This window comes from Methylotuvimicrobium buryatense 5G (assembly GCF_000341735.1).
Lineage (GTDB): Bacteria > Pseudomonadota > Gammaproteobacteria > Methylococcales > Methylomonadaceae > Methylotuvimicrobium > Methylotuvimicrobium buryatense.
This window is the reverse complement of the sequence record NZ_KB455575.1, coordinates 4,733,136-4,748,418: the sequence shown is the minus strand read 5'-3', so window position 1 is coordinate 4,748,418 and position 15,283 is coordinate 4,733,136. Positions and strand designations below refer to the sequence as shown.

At 46.8% G+C, this 15,283-nt stretch carries 11 protein-coding genes; 6 read left to right on the top strand and 5 right to left on the bottom strand.

What is annotated here, in order from left to right; all coding sequences use genetic code 11:
- The first annotated feature begins 189 nt into the window (after positions 1-189).
- Together METBU_RS0121510 and METBU_RS0121505 are read left to right on the top strand one after the other, a co-directional pair.
- On the top strand, positions 190-1,014 hold the full coding sequence (locus METBU_RS0121510; protein ID WP_017842582.1) for an HAD-IIB family hydrolase: 825 nt from the start codon (positions 190-192) through the stop codon (positions 1,012-1,014).
- Positions 1,007-2,221 (top strand): glycosyltransferase family protein, encoded by a 1,215-nt coding sequence (locus tag METBU_RS0121505; RefSeq protein ID WP_017842581.1) that lies wholly within the window; start codon positions 1,007-1,009, stop codon positions 2,219-2,221. The genes METBU_RS0121510 and METBU_RS0121505 overlap by 8 nt, the downstream gene beginning before the upstream one ends.
- A gap of 108 nt (positions 2,222-2,329) precedes the next feature.
- On the opposite strand, the gene METBU_RS0121500 is transcribed toward METBU_RS0121505, so the two are convergent.
- Positions 2,330-4,510, bottom strand: coding sequence for a putative bifunctional diguanylate cyclase/phosphodiesterase (locus METBU_RS0121500; RefSeq protein WP_017842580.1), 2,181 nt, complete (start codon positions 4,508-4,510; stop codon positions 2,330-2,332).
- A complete protein-coding gene (locus METBU_RS0121495) occupies positions 4,500-5,282 on the bottom strand; it encodes an oxygen-binding di-iron domain-containing protein (protein WP_014147596.1) in 783 nt (260 codons plus the stop codon). The genes METBU_RS0121500 and METBU_RS0121495 overlap by 11 nt, the downstream gene beginning before the upstream one ends.
- Before the next feature lie 845 nt (positions 5,283-6,127).
- On the opposite strand from METBU_RS0121495, the gene METBU_RS0121490 reads away from it, so the two are divergent.
- The gene (locus METBU_RS0121490) at positions 6,128-7,579 is read left to right on the top strand and encodes a circularly permuted type 2 ATP-grasp protein (RefSeq protein ID WP_017842579.1); all 1,452 of its coding nucleotides are present in this window, start codon (positions 6,128-6,130) and stop codon (positions 7,577-7,579) included.
- A complete protein-coding gene (locus METBU_RS24935) occupies positions 7,579-8,550 on the top strand; it encodes an alpha-E domain-containing protein (protein WP_014147594.1) in 972 nt (323 codons plus the stop codon). Before METBU_RS0121490 ends, METBU_RS24935 begins: the two co-directional genes overlap by 1 nt.
- 196 nt (positions 8,551-8,746) lie before the next feature.
- Here the strand turns inward: METBU_RS24935 and METBU_RS0121480 are convergent, their stop codons facing one another.
- Together METBU_RS0121480 and METBU_RS0121475 are read right to left on the bottom strand one after the other, a co-directional pair.
- Positions 8,747-11,431 carry a bifunctional acetate--CoA ligase family protein/GNAT family N-acetyltransferase gene (locus tag METBU_RS0121480; RefSeq protein ID WP_017842577.1) on the bottom strand — a complete coding sequence of 895 codons (2,685 nt, stop codon included), beginning with the start codon at positions 11,429-11,431 and terminating at the stop codon, positions 8,747-8,749.
- Between the two features lie 235 nt (positions 11,432-11,666).
- Positions 11,667-11,936, bottom strand: coding sequence for a hypothetical protein (locus METBU_RS0121475; protein WP_017842576.1), 270 nt, complete (start codon positions 11,934-11,936; stop codon positions 11,667-11,669).
- A gap of 159 nt (positions 11,937-12,095) precedes the next feature.
- Between METBU_RS0121475 and METBU_RS24930 the strand changes: the two genes are divergently transcribed.
- Both METBU_RS24930 and METBU_RS0121470 read left to right on the top strand, forming a co-directional pair.
- Entirely contained in the window at positions 12,096-12,311 is a 216-nt protein-coding gene (locus METBU_RS24930) for a hypothetical protein (RefSeq protein WP_138767199.1), read from the top strand.
- Between the two features lie 159 nt (positions 12,312-12,470).
- Positions 12,471-12,881 (top strand): hypothetical protein, encoded by a 411-nt coding sequence (locus METBU_RS0121470; protein WP_138767200.1) that lies wholly within the window; start codon positions 12,471-12,473, stop codon positions 12,879-12,881.
- Between the two features lie 691 nt (positions 12,882-13,572).
- On the opposite strand, the gene METBU_RS0121465 is transcribed toward METBU_RS0121470, so the two are convergent.
- Entirely contained in the window at positions 13,573-15,018 is a 1,446-nt protein-coding gene (locus METBU_RS0121465) for an HDOD domain-containing protein (RefSeq protein WP_017842573.1), read from the bottom strand.
- Positions 15,019-15,283 lie beyond the last annotated feature (265 nt).

The following is a 15,283-nucleotide window of genomic DNA, read 5'->3' as shown; positions in this document are numbered from 1 at the left end:
GTGGGAATCAGGAAATTCTTCATGACCTTCATGGTGAAATGCTTTTTCTAGGGTGAAAGCAACCATTACAAGAAGCCAATATCTGGCTTTACAATTTTCATCAATAACTCTACGGTTAGAATTATCAATCGACTTTTAACCGATGCCCCATCCTCTCCGACAGGAAATCCATGAAAACCCAGCACCATTATGTATCCTTATCTCATTTTTACAGATCTTGACGGCACCTTATTGGGTCATGACTCCTACTCATTCGCACCGTCTAAGGGCGTTCTTGCAAGAATCGCAGCCCATAAAATCCCGCTTATCCTAAATTCCAGCAAAACGCTGCCCGAAATCCTCGACATCCGAATAGCGCTCCATAATAACGACCCTTTTGTGGTCGAAAATGGGGCTGCTATTTATATTCCGGCTAACTTTTTTAGCGATTACACGTCACCTCTCACACAAGTTCGCCTAGGCCCGGATTACGATGAAATTTTAGCCGTCCTGCAGAGGCTTAAAGCCGAGCATCACTTTCCTTTTACCGGATTTTCCGACCTCAGCCTCGAAGCCGTCAGCAATCTGACCGGCTTAGCCTTGACCAAAGCAGCGATGGCCAAACAAAGAACCGGCTCGGAGCCGCTGCTTTGGCAAGGCGGCAATGCTGAATTAGCACTATTCGAAAAAGCCCTTGCAGAAAACGGGCTAAAACTATTGAAAGGCGGCCGATTTTTTCATGCGCAAGGACAAGATACCGATAAGGCCAAGGCCATGCATCAACTGATCAAGCTCTATCATCGGAAACATGACACCGACTTTACCAGCATCGCCCTTGGCGATAGCCAAAATGACAGAGCCATGCTCGAGCAAGCAGACCTGGCTGCGGTCATTCGCAAAAAGTCAGGCACATCTCTTGCTGTAAATAAACCTGATGCTGAAGTCATCTATACTCAACATCAAGCCCCCGAAGGATGGCGCGAAGCGATGGAGGCTATTTTCAAACGTATCGACGGAGGAACCGACTATGAGTGATTTTTTTCAAAACGGCGCGATTACGACCTTACACCGCCTGCAACATAACCGACTGGCCGAAATGGAGAATGAATTACTGGCCTTTTCCAAAGAGAGACCAATGGCGTTAGTATTGCCTTCGCTCTATTCGGAACTACAAGGTCCGGCACTGAATAACATCATCGAGCAAATACGAGAAATTCCTTATTTAAGCCAGATCGTCATCGGCTTGGACCGTGCCGACCGTAGCGAATTTAACCATGCCCGCGAATTTTTCAGCAAACTGCCGCAGCCACATAAAATTCTATGGAACGACGGACCGAATTTGCAAGCGATCGATCGATTGCTTGCCGAAGAAGGACTGGCGCCGATCGAACCCGGCAAAGGGCGCAACGTATGGTATTGTTACGGCTATGTTCTCGCCTCGCGCCAAGCGGAAGCAGTCGCCTTACACGACTGCGACATATTGACCTATAACCGGGAACTGCCGGCTCGACTGTTTTACCCGGTCGCCAACCCCAGCTTTAATTATGAATTCTGCAAAGGCTATTATTACCGGGTTGCCGATAACAAACTAAACGGCCGGGTCTGCCGCCTATTAGTCACGCCGCTGATCAGAGCACTAAAACAAGTCATCGGCAATATGGATTATCTCAATTATTTGGACAGTTTTCGTTATGCTTTGTCCGGCGAGTTCGCAACGCGCGTCGACAGCCTCAAGGAGATCCGCATACCGAGCGATTGGGGACTGGAAATCGGCGTACTATCCGAAATCTACCGAAATCACTCCAGCAATCATATCTGTCAAGTGGAAATTGCCGATGCTTACGATCACAAACATCAAGAGCTATCGGAGGAAGATGCCAGCCTCGGACTATCCAGAATGAGCACAGACATCGCCAAGGCGATTTACCGCAAACTGGCAACGCAAGGCGTAATTTTTAACAAAGAAACGTTTCGAACCCTAAAAGCGACTTATTACCGAACCGCGCTAGATGCGATCGAAGCGTACTACAACGATGCCTGTATCAACGGATTGAAGCTGGATCGGCACCAGGAGGAAAAAACCGTCGAATTGTTTACTCGTAATATTATGCGCGCCGGCGATTCTTTTCTCGACAACCCAATGGAAACCCCATTCATGCCAAGCTGGAACCGAGTCATTAGCGCAGTCCCCGACATCATGCAGCGCTTGGACGAAGCCGTCGAAAAGGACAATACTCAGTAACCAAGCAGCCAGCCGTTTAAACTTCGATGAAGCGGAACGGAATAGCGGCAGAGCCGACTCGAACTCCAGCTCCCTCTATCCCACTGCGTTTCATCGAAACACCCGGCTTCAGATTTTACTATCCGGCAAACTATCGAGCGGCAAACCGATATGAAATCCTTGTCCGAAATTGATCCCCATGCTTTTCAGTAAATCAAAGATTTCCTCGGACTCGACAAACTCGCCGATCGTCAGGATATCGAGCTCCTGACACAAATTCGACAAATTGCGCACCAGCGCCCGGTCGATCTTGGAATTAACGATATTGCGCACGAAAGCGCCGTCGATCTTGACATATTCGAAGCGTAATTCGCGCAAATAATGAAACGAGTTATAACCGCTCCCGAAATCGTCCAAAGCAAATGCAAATCCCTTTTTGCGTAGATTGGTTAGAAATTTCCCCATATGCGTAATATCGCCTATTGCGTCGCGTTCAAGAATTTCGAACACGATACTGCTCGGCGGCACCTCCAATTGCGCACATAACTCCTCCGCATAGCCTAAAATACCGCGGCCTTGAATTTCCTGAGCCGATAAATTGATGAACAAGCGTTTCGGTCGGCCCTGCGTCTGCATAATCGCTTTATTGGCCTCGACGACCTTACGCACCATTATCCGGTCCAATTCGCGGCCCAAACCGTATTTTTCGATCGTTTCAATGAACTGACCGGCGGCTGTAATTTTTCCATCGGTTTCAATTAAACGAGCAACCGACTCATACGCAAAGACTTCACCGGTTTTGCAATCGACAATCGGCTGAAAATAAGGCTGGATGCGTTCTTCTCGAAGCGCCAACCGTAAATCTTCGACAAACGAACGGCTATCGCGCATGATTTGCGTCAAATGTGCGGCCGCATCGAATTCGCAAACTTCGTTCTTACCCAAGCCCTTGGCTTTATATAACGCCACATCGACGCCCGACATTAAATCTTCGACAGTCTGCATGTCGCGCGGATAACTAATGATGCCGACCGATGTCGTAATATGAAAACCCTTTCCTGTCGGCGTTTTGAACGCAATGCTTTGCAAATTGGCCCGAATCGACTCGGCCGCGACCTTAGCGCCTTCCGGCGAAGTTTCCGGCAGAATGATTGCGAATTCATCACCGCCCATACGCGTTGCAATATCACCCTTGCGCATATGAGAAGTAATCGATTCGGCGATTATTTTCAACACCTCATCGCCTAATGGATGCCCGTACGAGTCGTTGATATCCTTAAAATCGTCAAGATCGAGCAACAACACCGAAAACTGATGCTTATGCCTTTCCGATCGCCCAATCTCGTATTCCAGCATATCGTTGAAATAACGGCGATTATGAATCCCGGTCAAAGGATCATGTATCGAATAATATTCCAATTCGGACAGCGTTCGGCTCAATACCTTGCTAGACCCGACCACCATCACCATTACCGACAACAAAGAACGAACGATTGCTTGTTCTTGGGCCGTTAACGTATTAACCGATGCATAGGCAATGCCTAAAAGCCCATCCAAACCGTAAGCCTGATCCGGAACCGGCACGGTAATCATCTTGATATCGCAGACATCGATTAAATTAAACTCACAGGGAATTTCATACTCTTCGATATCGAGTAACGCATTCTCCGGTAAGCCAAGTTGACTGAGCATGTCTTTGGCAAGACGGCCGCGAACTTCTTGTTTTGCCGCATCGGAGTAATTCCCCATGTAATAAAAATACAAGGACAAGCCATGCTCTTCGGCAAACGCAATAAAGAAAAAGTTAAACGGAAAAATTTCATGAAAACCGATCAGTATCTCCTGAACAAACTCTTTCCATTGCGATACTTTCTCATGCGAAAAGATAATATTTTCCAACACTTGGCTCTGCCGTTCGAGCAACCCCTTTTCAACCAACACCGAAGCCAAATAAGAGGTGGTTTCACCCAATTCGTCGACTACCGATTTCAAATATTTTCCGTTTTTATACCATTGGCGCTGCCTTTCATCGACCAGCTTTTCGAAGGCCATATCAAGGCTTTGACAATCCGTGATCGCTTTACGGAACATCCCAACGGTCACAGGATCGTCGATACGCGCCAGGACTTGTTCAAAATTTTCTAGAATCTCGCCATGGACACGGCGCACCAAAGCGCTGATTGAAGATGCGAAACTTCGAGTTCGCGTTTGACTTTCAAGAAGCGAAAAAAGCTGGTTCATCAAGCGAACACGCAAATCCTCGATATGATCAGGATAAGCAGGCGCGCCTTTACCAGAATCATGACGCATTTCGGCTCTCCATCTCGAAATGCCCGCTTCTGGTCATTAAATCGACACCGCATTGAAGCGTCTTAAACCAATTCAAAAAATCTGCTACGGCCCGTCCTCGATAAACCGGTCCATGCTGAGGAGCCAGCATCTCGATATCCAAAACCGATACGGCATCGACCCAAAGACGCGCGGCTTTGTTGGAAACCATATAGCGACGGTGAAATCCTTCTATGTAAGGTAAGTGCGCGGCAAAATCGTCGACAAATTCATATTCGACATCGACAGGCAGCATCGCCGCACCAATATCGCCGGTGAACAACACTTTGGCTATGGGGTCGTAGACATTGATCTGACCCTCTGAATGCAAGAAATGCGCGGGAACCAATTGCAATACAAAATCTTCAGCAAAGCGGCACTGCTTTCCCGCATCCGGAACCCCAACAAATTGAGCCATGCTGGCAATACCATAGTGCGGCAAAAAGCGGAGCCAGATGCTGGATACATATACTGGAGCATCGGTCAACTCCAACCAAGTAGACAAGCCGCCGACGATATCGGGGTCTTGATGCGACAAAATAATCGCTTTAATTTGTTCGGTCTTGATGTAGCGCAACAATTCGGTGAGCACGCTCGGCATCACTCCGAATCCGCCCGGATCAAGCAAAACACCATTATCACCATGCACGACGAGATATTGATTGGAACGAATTCCCTCCTCCTCGCCAGGCTCGCTTTCATTCAATAATACGAATTTATGTTCACCCGAATCGAACAGTTTAATGTTACGCATAAATTTTTCTCCTATTTTATAGTTTACTAATTTCCATTATCACAATCAGCATGCAGAAATTTTGCATTACATATCAAAGCTATAAAGAATCCATGCAAAAACCCGCACACCAACTTTGCCGGCATCAAAACTCTACCCAATAACCTTATGAATAACAAGGATAAAAACCGCTGCATCAAACGCCTCATTCAAACCGAAACTTTCTTATATCATCATCGTAGATCAAAATTCGGCACCGGGGTGCCCGTCAAAGGACGCCGTGAATACGTCCATGTAGGCTCTATGCCAGCATCCATGCTGGCATAGAGCCTTTGCCGAGCACCCCGGCGCCTCCTTAAGCATCGCCGAAATTTGAAGTGCGAAAGGTATAAAAAAACCAACCCGCAACCTTAATGCACGCTTAACAAAAAATGCAATGCGTTCAGTAACATTCTGCTTACCGGTTCACTAATTTGCACGTCTACTTCGCGCGATCGCATTGACACGCACGGGAATTGAATGCACCAATATGGACAAAAAATAAATTGGCACGCATCACTTTGGACAATTAAGCCCCCACCATATTGATCGTAGTTCAATTTCCGTTACTGATAATGAGACAACTATAGAATTCGGCCAGTGCTTAAAAATGAAAAAATGTCTCTCTGCCAGCGCACGCTATTAAATCGAGACCAAAATTTCATTATAAAGGGTGTATTATTGACTATGTCCTATCTTTGGTTCGTAAGTTTTTTGATCACTATTCAATTCTGAAATATACCAGGAAAGCGCCTCTTCTTTTCATTAACTGGCACTTTTTATGCTTATTATTTCTTAGCCCCCCCTTTTTAAGAAACAGAATTTTTATGCCTAGCATTTGGGAAAACTACAAAACCGAAAACGCATACGACGAACTGATGCATTCGGAGTTTCAACCACGAGCGGTCAGCTACAATCTATGCCAGTACTTGAATACACTCAATAAGGAAGATATCGACAAACGCAAAACCGCCGCCGAACTGGCAATCATGGAAATGGGAATTACGTTTACCGTCTATAGCGACGAAGGCAATATCGATAGGGCTTGGCCTTTCGATATCATTCCTAGGATCATCGATGCAAAAGAATGGCACATCATCGAACGAGGTCTTAAACAGCGCTTATCTGCGCTCAATTACTTTATTAGCGATGTCTATGACAAACAGTCCTTTATCAAGGAAGGCCTGATTCCCGGCGACATCATCAACAGCTCGAAAAACTTTCGTAAGGAATGCATCGGAATGAAGCCTAGACATAACGTTTGGGCCAACATTTGCGGCACCGATTTGGTGCGCGACCGAGACGGCATGATGTATGTTTTGGAAGACAACCTCAGAGTGCCATCGGGTGTTTCCTACATGCTGGAAAACCGTGTCATTACTAAGCGCGTTTTTCCGGAATTATTGCAAGACATTAATATTCTGCCGATCGACGACTATCCGACACAACTGCTTGAAATGTTATCGTCGATTGCACCGAATCAAAACGGACGTCCTCAAATCGCGGTATTAACACCCGGCATCTATAATTCGGCTTATTTCGAACACGCCTATTTGGCCCAACAAATGGGCGCACAATTGGTCGAAGGCTGCGACCTGATGGTCGACGATGACGATTGCGTGTACATGCGCACGATCGAAGGACCGGAAAAAGTCGATGTGATTTACCGACGTATCGACGACGATTTTCTTGATCCGGAAGTGTTCCGCAAAGACTCGGTATTGGGCGTGCCCGGCCTAATGCGCGCATGGCAAGCCGGTAATGTGGCACTTGCCAATGCACCGGGAGCCGGCGTTGCCGACGACAAGGTCGTCTATGCCTATGTACCGGAAATGATACGCTATTACCTGAATGAAGAACCGATTTTGCCTAATGTCGAAACCTATCTCTGCAGTCACAGCGAACATCTCGATTATGTCCTCGCACACCTGGCCGAACTCGTCGTCAAACCTGCTAACGAATCCGGCGGTTACGGCATGCTGGTCGGGCCTCATTCAACCGCAAAGGAAGTCGAGGCCTTTAGAAAGGTCATTCTCAAAAATCCTCGCAATTATATAGCCCAACCCACGCTAGCTATTTCGACTTCGCCGACTTTATGTAAGGATATTTTAGAGCCTCGCCATATCGATCTGCGCCCGTTCATACTGCAAGGCGAAAAAACCTTTGTCACCGCAGGAGGACTCACCCGCGTCGCGCTCAAAAAAGGCTCGCTGGTCGTCAACTCCTCTCAAGGCGGCGGCAGTAAAGATACATGGATTATCAACCGGGAGAACGACTAATGCTGTCACGCTCCGCCGAACGCCTCTATTGGCTCGCCCGTTATCTGGAACGCACCGAAAATCTTGCTCGTCTAGTTAGCGTACACATGAATTTATTAATGGACCTGCCCAAAGGGGTCGAGATGGGCTGGCAACAATTGATCCATATCAACGGTTGTCAAGAGGCCTTTCATGAACATTACAAACTGGCTCAAGAGCGTAATGTTACACGCTTTCTATTAACGGATCCCGGCCATCGAAATTCCCTTTTTTCATGCCTGAGCCTTGCCCGCGAAAATATTCGCACGACACGCGAGCTATTGCCCGACGAAGCTTGGGAACAAGTCAACGAACTTTACTTATATACTAAAAAACATCTGGATTCGGTGTCGAGCCGGCGCATGAGGGTTTTATTTCTGAATGAAATCCTCGAAGGTTGCCAGCGATTTACCGGTCTACTTTCCGGCTATATGAGCCACGACCATCCTTACCATTTCATTTTGCTCGGCAGAAACATCGAACGGGCCGACATGACTAGCCGGATATTGGACTTGAGTTCGTTATTACTGTCAGAATCGCGCAGCGATGAAATGCGCCAATATGAAAGCCTGCTGTGGATGAATGTGTTGCAGTCCTTGAATGCGCTATTGATGTATCGCCGCCATGTACGCAGCCGAATCAAAGGCGACGACGTGTTAAATTACCTGATATTGGATAGCGCGCTGCCGCGCTCGATTAATTGCTGCCTTTACGAAATGGCCGACGCCATCGGTAAATTGCCTAATCACGATAAACTGCCTGAAGATGTCGCCGACCTGAAAAACTTTGTGCAGTCGATCGACACGCGGCAAACCACTCAATTGCAATTGCGCAATATCCTCGATCAATTACAAACGAAACTGGCTTTTTTACACGAACGTATCGCGAACAATTGGTTTTCAGCCCACTCGGTAGACGATGCCGTCATTCAACAAGAACAAAAAGCCCATTGAGCCGGAAACCATCTAATTTACCCAACTACCGTCAAGTTCTTCAGGGCAAATAATCTTATACCTTTCGCAATTCAAATTTCGGCAGTGCCGGAGGAGGCCTCGGGGTGCTCGGTAAATGCTTTACCTACATGGACGTATTTACGGCGTCCTTTGACGAGCATCCCGAGGCCGAATTTTCATCTACGATGGGTATATCTCACATCCTTAAGTCCTTCACGACTCTAACGACTTCACTATCGCCGTGAATGGGCTCGATCGTAAAGCCGAGTTTTTTAACCAACGACAACATCGGCTTGTTAATCGCAAGCACCTCGCCTTCAAAAAATGATATCCCTTTATATTTTGCTGCCTGCATCAGCGTCTTCATGATCCTCGAACCTATCCCCATTCCATGGCACTCATCGGAGACCACGACAGCAAACTCGACCGAATGCCCGTCCGGATTAGCCATGTAACGGCCGACGCCTAACTCATTAGGCTTTCCGTCTTGTTCTTCGGTCACAGCTATAAACGCCATTTCACGGTCATAATCGATTTGCGTAAAACGCACCACCATATCCGGCGTCAACTCCTGCAACGCTTGCATGAACCGGAAATATTTCGAGCGCTCCGATAGCTTATGTACAAAATCCTTCTCCATCTCGGCATCCTCGGGACGAATCGGGCGAATACAAATATTCATGCCGTTCGGCAATTGATAATGCTGAATCATCTCATGCGGATAGGGATGAATCGTCATATGGCTATAGGGGCTCAACTGATGCGAAACACAGGCCTTGATCCGCGCATCGACTGCCATCACCCCTCTATCGTCGACAATCAATGGATTGATATCGAGCTCCACTATTTCCGATAATTCGCTGACCATGCTCGACACGTTCAGCAAGGTGTTGACCAAGGCTTTCATATTGACCGGCGGCAATTGACGAAAAGCCTGAAGATACTTAGCCGCCTTAGTCTTGGCAATCATCTTCTCGACCATATATTCGTTCAAGGGCGGTAAACCCACCGCTTTATCGTGCAGAATCTCAACCATCGTTCCGCCTAAACCGAAACTGATCGCAGGTCCGAAAACCGGATCGCGAATGACGCCGATCATAAGTTCGCGCCCATTGAAAGACTTATGCATCGGCTCGACCGTCATCATTACTTTGTCGATCTCGGGATACTTTTGCTTGATCAGACTCTCCATTTCCTGAAAATGATGCGAAATATCCTTGGCACTCGAGATATTCAAGCGAACGCCGCCGATATCGGACTTATGACTAAACTCGGACATGTTGACTTTCAACACGACCGGAAAACCCATCGTCTCGGCCGCGATCATCGCATCCTTTGGACTATCGACTTTAATCGTCTGCGAAACCGGAATCCTGAAAGCGGCTAGAATCGCCTTGGATTCCTGAGTCGTCAGAATTTCGCGGCTCTCGGCCAATACCCGCTCGATAATCAAGCGAGCGCCGTCGATATCGGGCGTCGCCAGCTCATTTTCCGCACTAGGTATCTGTTTGAGAAGAATTTGGTTTTGTGTGTATTGCGCCAGAAACGAAAATGCATCGACAGCGACTTCAGGCGTACCGAAGTGGGCTACCGTGCTATTATCGAACAAAGCTCGCCCCTCTTCGACGCGCTTTCCGCCGGTCCAGGACGCCAACACCGGTTTCCGTGTCGTTTTGGCCGCTTCAATAACCAGTTCTGCGACTTGCGTCGGATTGGTCATCGCCTGCGGCGTCAGAATACAGAGCACGCCGTCGATGTTCTCGTCTTTCAGACAAATATCGAGCGCCTGTTTATAGCGTTCCGGCGTCGCATCGCCGAGAATATCGATCGGGTTGGCATGAGACCAATGCACCGGCAACACCTTATTTAACGCATCAAGACTGGCCGCACTCAAACCAGCCATCGCCACGCCGGTTTCCTCTGCACGATCGGTACTCATCACCCCGGGGCCTCCGGCGTTGGTAATAATCGCTAGACGGTTCTGTTTGACGACATAATTATTGGCCAGTACCCGCGCCGCCGAAAAAAGCTGTGCAATACTGTAAGCCCTCACCACGCCGGCCCGTTCGATCGCCGCATCGAATACATCATCGCCGCCGACCATCGCGCCGGTATGCGACATTGCCGCCTTGCTGCCGCTTTCATGGCGCCCCGATTTAATCAAAATCACCGGTTTCAAGCGAGCCGCAGCCTTCAAACCGCTCAAAAAACGCCGTGCATCACGGATACCTTCGACATACATTAGAATGCCGGTCGTCTTGCTATCGAGCGCCAGATAATCCAATACCTCGCCAAAATCGACATCGGCAGCCCCCCCCATCGAGACAACCGTTGAAAAGCCGATATCCTGCGACTGCGACCAATCCAAAATGGCGGTGCAAACCGCACCGGATTGAGAAAGCAACGCTAGATTACCGTCCTTGATCACCCCGCTGCCGAAGGTCGCATTCAAATGCCCGCTCGGACGAATAATGCCGAGACAGTTAGGACCGACGATGCGGATACCGTACCGACGGGCAATATCAAGCACTTCTTGTTGTAAACGCTTGCCTTCACTACCCAGTTCGCCGAAACCCGCGGTAATAATCACCACCGAATCCACGCCTTTTTCGCCGCACTGCCGTACGATGTCCGGCACGGTCAATGCCGGTGTAGCGATAACGGCCAGCTCGATCTTGTCTGGTACCGCATCGATATTGGGATAGGCTTTCAAACCGGAAATTTGCTTCCGTTTGTTATTGACAGGATAGAGACCGCCCCTAAAGCCGGCTTCCTGCATATTAGCTAAAATCCGATGACCGACGCTTTCGATGCGTTCCGAAGCGCCGATGACGGCAACGGTTTTAGGCGTAAAAAATCGACTGAGATAATGTGGACCCATAATTACTCCGTAGTCGTATGGGGGATTGGAATAGCCCGCAATAGCTTAAACGCTGTCTTAAAATTCGATGCTTTATGAAAGAGCAAGGCAGAGCCAACTATTCACCGCTAGTGCTTAATTTCACAAATAAGCGATACAAAAACCAATCATAACAACATGATTATAAAGTGCTTTCAGTTTTCGCTGATTAACGCAATTAAGCACTAGCAGTCATTAAATCGCTAAATACTTACCCTTATTGATCCTTAACATTCACCATTACCCGGTAACAATATTCCGTGGAATCCTTAGTGCATTGAATCTGAGATAAAATACCTTTTCCGATCAAACCATCTAAAGATTGCTCGATAACCAATCGTTCGTAGCTACAAAAACATCCATAAATAAAACGTTTAGGACAGTCGGGACAATCCTTATCATTTTCAAATAGCGGCCGAATATGCTCATGCCAAGCATCGATAGCTTTTAATACTGAAAGCTCTGTATTGGATAAGTCTTCTTTCATTTTATTTTTCCACCCACTAATGAAAATCACTCTATCTTATCAAGTAACCGGCTTATTCAGTCGGCACAAAAAACATTGAATTAAAACAAGAGATAGTATGCGACTTTTCAATATGTGCAAAGGCTAATTAATCCTGACCGTTCAATAAAACATCTCAACTTGAAGATACGAAACACCTTTGGCGATGTAAAGACGGCGAACTACCATCAAATTCACCTGCGCCCAACGGCTATCAACAACATGAAATATACCTTTCACACTTCAAATTTCGGCAGTGCATTAGAGAACACAGGGGCTATCGGTCGATTTTTGCCCATCGGCAAGAACACCTCACAGCTTTTGATCCACAAATTGGGCATTGCTGTCCTGAAATAAACCACCAATTTCCGTGAAAGGTTGATGAAAGGAAGTATCGATACAATACTATCCATACAAAAAACAGCTTACGCTTTATTTTCGAATCTTAGTTTTTAAAGCAGTGCGAAAAAATCGATATGTATTTTGATTAATCAACTTTTTTACGGTAAAGCAGACATGACATTATCGACCAATATAAAAATCGCAATTTTTATGTCCGTATTGACGGCTATCCTAATCATGCCCGGAGCCGCTTTTTGGTTACTTGAATCGATTGTAATCGGCATGTTTGAAGTGCTTGAATTAGCACTAGATGAAGTTGTCGAGCATCTTTTTCATACCAGTAGACACACGACTCAGGTTATCGTGTTTTACATTATGTGGGGTCTGTTTATCGGTGCCGGTTATTGGTTGTATCGCTATTCAAAGCGCTTATATTTCAACGCCAAAACCGAATTTCCGGATTGGTGGTTTAAAACCCGCGAACAGGCGACATTAAACTGGCAGGAATTACCGTTTAGTAAAAAAATTAAAATGATTTCCGGTTGCTCGCTCGGCGCGGCATTTGTTGCCATAATCGTCTTATAAGCTCTCCCGATTAACAAATCGCATCAGCCACGAAAGACAATTTGCAAACCACGTTTAGGCACTGCAGCGTCCGTAAACGGCATCGTAAAACTAAAGGCTTGACCCGCTAGATGAGGGAATGCCAAGGAGAGCTGACATGCGGGTTTTGCATGAGCCATATTTCCAGAACACCACGGCGTTTTTATACGCCAATACTAAAATTTGACGTTCGATAAGTAAAAACTGATTGCGGAGACCATCCCATCAGATTAAGTTCTTGCCGATAGGAAGCAATTTCCCCCTAATGCTTCCGTGCTTTGAGAGTTGGAAAAGAGAATTTTCCAACTCTTTTTTTTGCCTTCCCTTTGTGAATGGGCAAACATGCCATTACTCGTGCCGGAACCCATTCAGCGGAGATCGACGATACCTTTACGGTTCTGCAGATCCCATACTTATCGAACTGAAAGAGCCATATTTTAAGGAGGTGTCGTGATTTTTTTGGCTAGTATATCGATCAGGGAGTCATACCCATCGAAGATCAAAATTCGGCACCGGGGTGCCCGCCAAAGGACGCCTTGAACCCATCACCTAAATACCATAGCTCATTGGCCATGATTAATTGTCTTGGATAATTTAGGTGCCGGGCTGTCAAGCGAGTTACCGAACCCGCTACAAAACTCATAATTACAGGACGTTATTTATCACGAAATCCTTACCTCGCTTGCATACGGTAGAGAGATAGACCAATATTGGCCTGTTGAACAAAATGCTTAAACGCCTTGAGATCATCCTCGGTCAATTCGAAATTGCTGTAGGCGCGATCGCAATAAATTAGGCCGATAGGTTTATCTCCTGAACAAACAGCCATCAATAAACAAGGCTGTTTACCGATCGTCTTAACATCGCTTGCGCTATACAAAGATTCGTTTTCTTTCGGGTTTACCCAATAACCCTCGTGATTGGTAATCGCTTGAAAAAACAAATTAGGCGGAGACTGACTAAGCTCAAAGCGAATCTTTTGTAAATAACTATCCTTACGCCAACCCAAAGCCACTTTCTCCAACAATGCATTTTTATCTTTTGTCAAAAGAGCGAAAATGGTTCGATCCATGCCGATTCCGCGTTGAATACCCTCCAATACGGTTTCAAGCAACAGGTTAATATCGATTCTTCCACTCAATATTGTGGTGATATCTTGCAAAATTTGAAATTGCAACATCTTTCGATCCACATTTTGCGCCGACGCATTCGCTTCGGAATTTTGCCGAACATTATGTTGAATTAAATTCGAAGCCTCCGTTGCGCCGAAATGACAAGCGATATTTGCCGCAATGTCGGTATTTTTACGGAGACTCGCCTCAATCGCTTGTTTCGACAGTCCGGTCATGGCCTCGATTTTTTCGACACAGGCGTAATAACTTTGCGTACCGACTCCTTCTCGTAACGCTTCGACGACTTCGCAACCGACGCGAACGAATTTAACCCGCGGATCGACGTCTCTAGTGCTTTTTTTAATAGCCGCTTCGATCAAGCCTTTTAAATTCCAAGTTTTGCACAATGAAATATCCAAATCAGCCAGCTTGAAGCCCAATACTTGCTTTTCGGCCGCTTCGTTGCTTAGGCCGTTTTTCAGCAAAGCCTGAATTCTATCGCCCTGTGCTCCGCAAAAACACCAAAAGGTGATGCTTCCTATATTTTTGAGCAACGCCGCGATAAAAACCTCTTCGGGCGAAGGATCTTTCGCCGCGATCGCCAAAGCCTTGGCTTGAACCGCCGCATGAATAGCCTTGGCGATTTCTTCATTGGCGCGGCGCCTGTTGTTCGGCGACAAAATCGCTTCAAAAAGCGAGCAAGCCAGTGTCAGCTCTCGAATGACCTCGATACCGAGAATCACAATAGCCCGAGATACGGTCACCATCTGTTTTCGCGAAGGGTTGTAATAGATACTGTTGCTTAGCTTTAATAGTTTTGCCGTTAGATTGGGGTCTTGAAGTATCACAGGGGCAAGTTCCATCGCGCCTTTCTTTTCGTCCTCTATGATGTAGTTGATACTCTGCACGGTATCTGAAAATACCGGCATTTCCCGATCGCGCAATACTGCTGTCCAATCCTCAAGCGATCGAGGCTCGCCTTTAATTTCAGCATCCTGTTTTTTCATGCTTTGGTTATATGTTAAACATTCTTATATATGAATAGGCCGACGGGCTTGACGTCCATTATCCCAAATAAAAAGCATTTTCCCCACGAATTACACTAAAATAACGAAAAATCTCATTAGGTAGGATTTCGCGATAAATATACCTTTCGCACTTCATATTTCGGCAGTGCTAGAGGAGGCGCCTGGGTGTCCGACAAAGGCTTTGCCAGCATAGAGCCTACATGGACGTATTCACGGCGTCCTTTGGCGGACACCCAGGCGCCGA

Coding starts and splice junctions, on each gene's coding strand:
- METBU_RS0121510 (WP_017842582.1), top strand. CDS start 190: ATGTATCCTTATCTCATTTTTACAGATCTTGACGGCACCTTATTGGGT.
- METBU_RS0121505 (WP_017842581.1), top strand. CDS start 1,007: ATGAGTGATTTTTTTCAAAACGGCGCGATTACGACCTTACACCGCCTG.
- METBU_RS0121500 (WP_017842580.1), bottom strand. CDS start 4,510: ATGCGTCATGATTCTGGTAAAGGCGCGCCTGCTTATCCTGATCATATC.
- METBU_RS0121495 (WP_014147596.1), bottom strand. CDS start 5,282: ATGCGTAACATTAAACTGTTCGATTCGGGTGAACATAAATTCGTATTA.
- METBU_RS0121490 (WP_017842579.1), top strand. CDS start 6,128: ATGCCTAGCATTTGGGAAAACTACAAAACCGAAAACGCATACGACGAA.
- METBU_RS24935 (WP_014147594.1), top strand. CDS start 7,579: ATGCTGTCACGCTCCGCCGAACGCCTCTATTGGCTCGCCCGTTATCTG.
- METBU_RS0121480 (WP_017842577.1), bottom strand. CDS start 11,431: ATGGGTCCACATTATCTCAGTCGATTTTTTACGCCTAAAACCGTTGCC.
- METBU_RS0121475 (WP_017842576.1), bottom strand. CDS start 11,936: ATGAAAGAAGACTTATCCAATACAGAGCTTTCAGTATTAAAAGCTATC.
- METBU_RS0121470 (WP_138767200.1), top strand. CDS start 12,471: ATGACATTATCGACCAATATAAAAATCGCAATTTTTATGTCCGTATTG.
- METBU_RS0121465 (WP_017842573.1), bottom strand. CDS start 15,018: ATGAAAAAACAGGATGCTGAAATTAAAGGCGAGCCTCGATCGCTTGAG.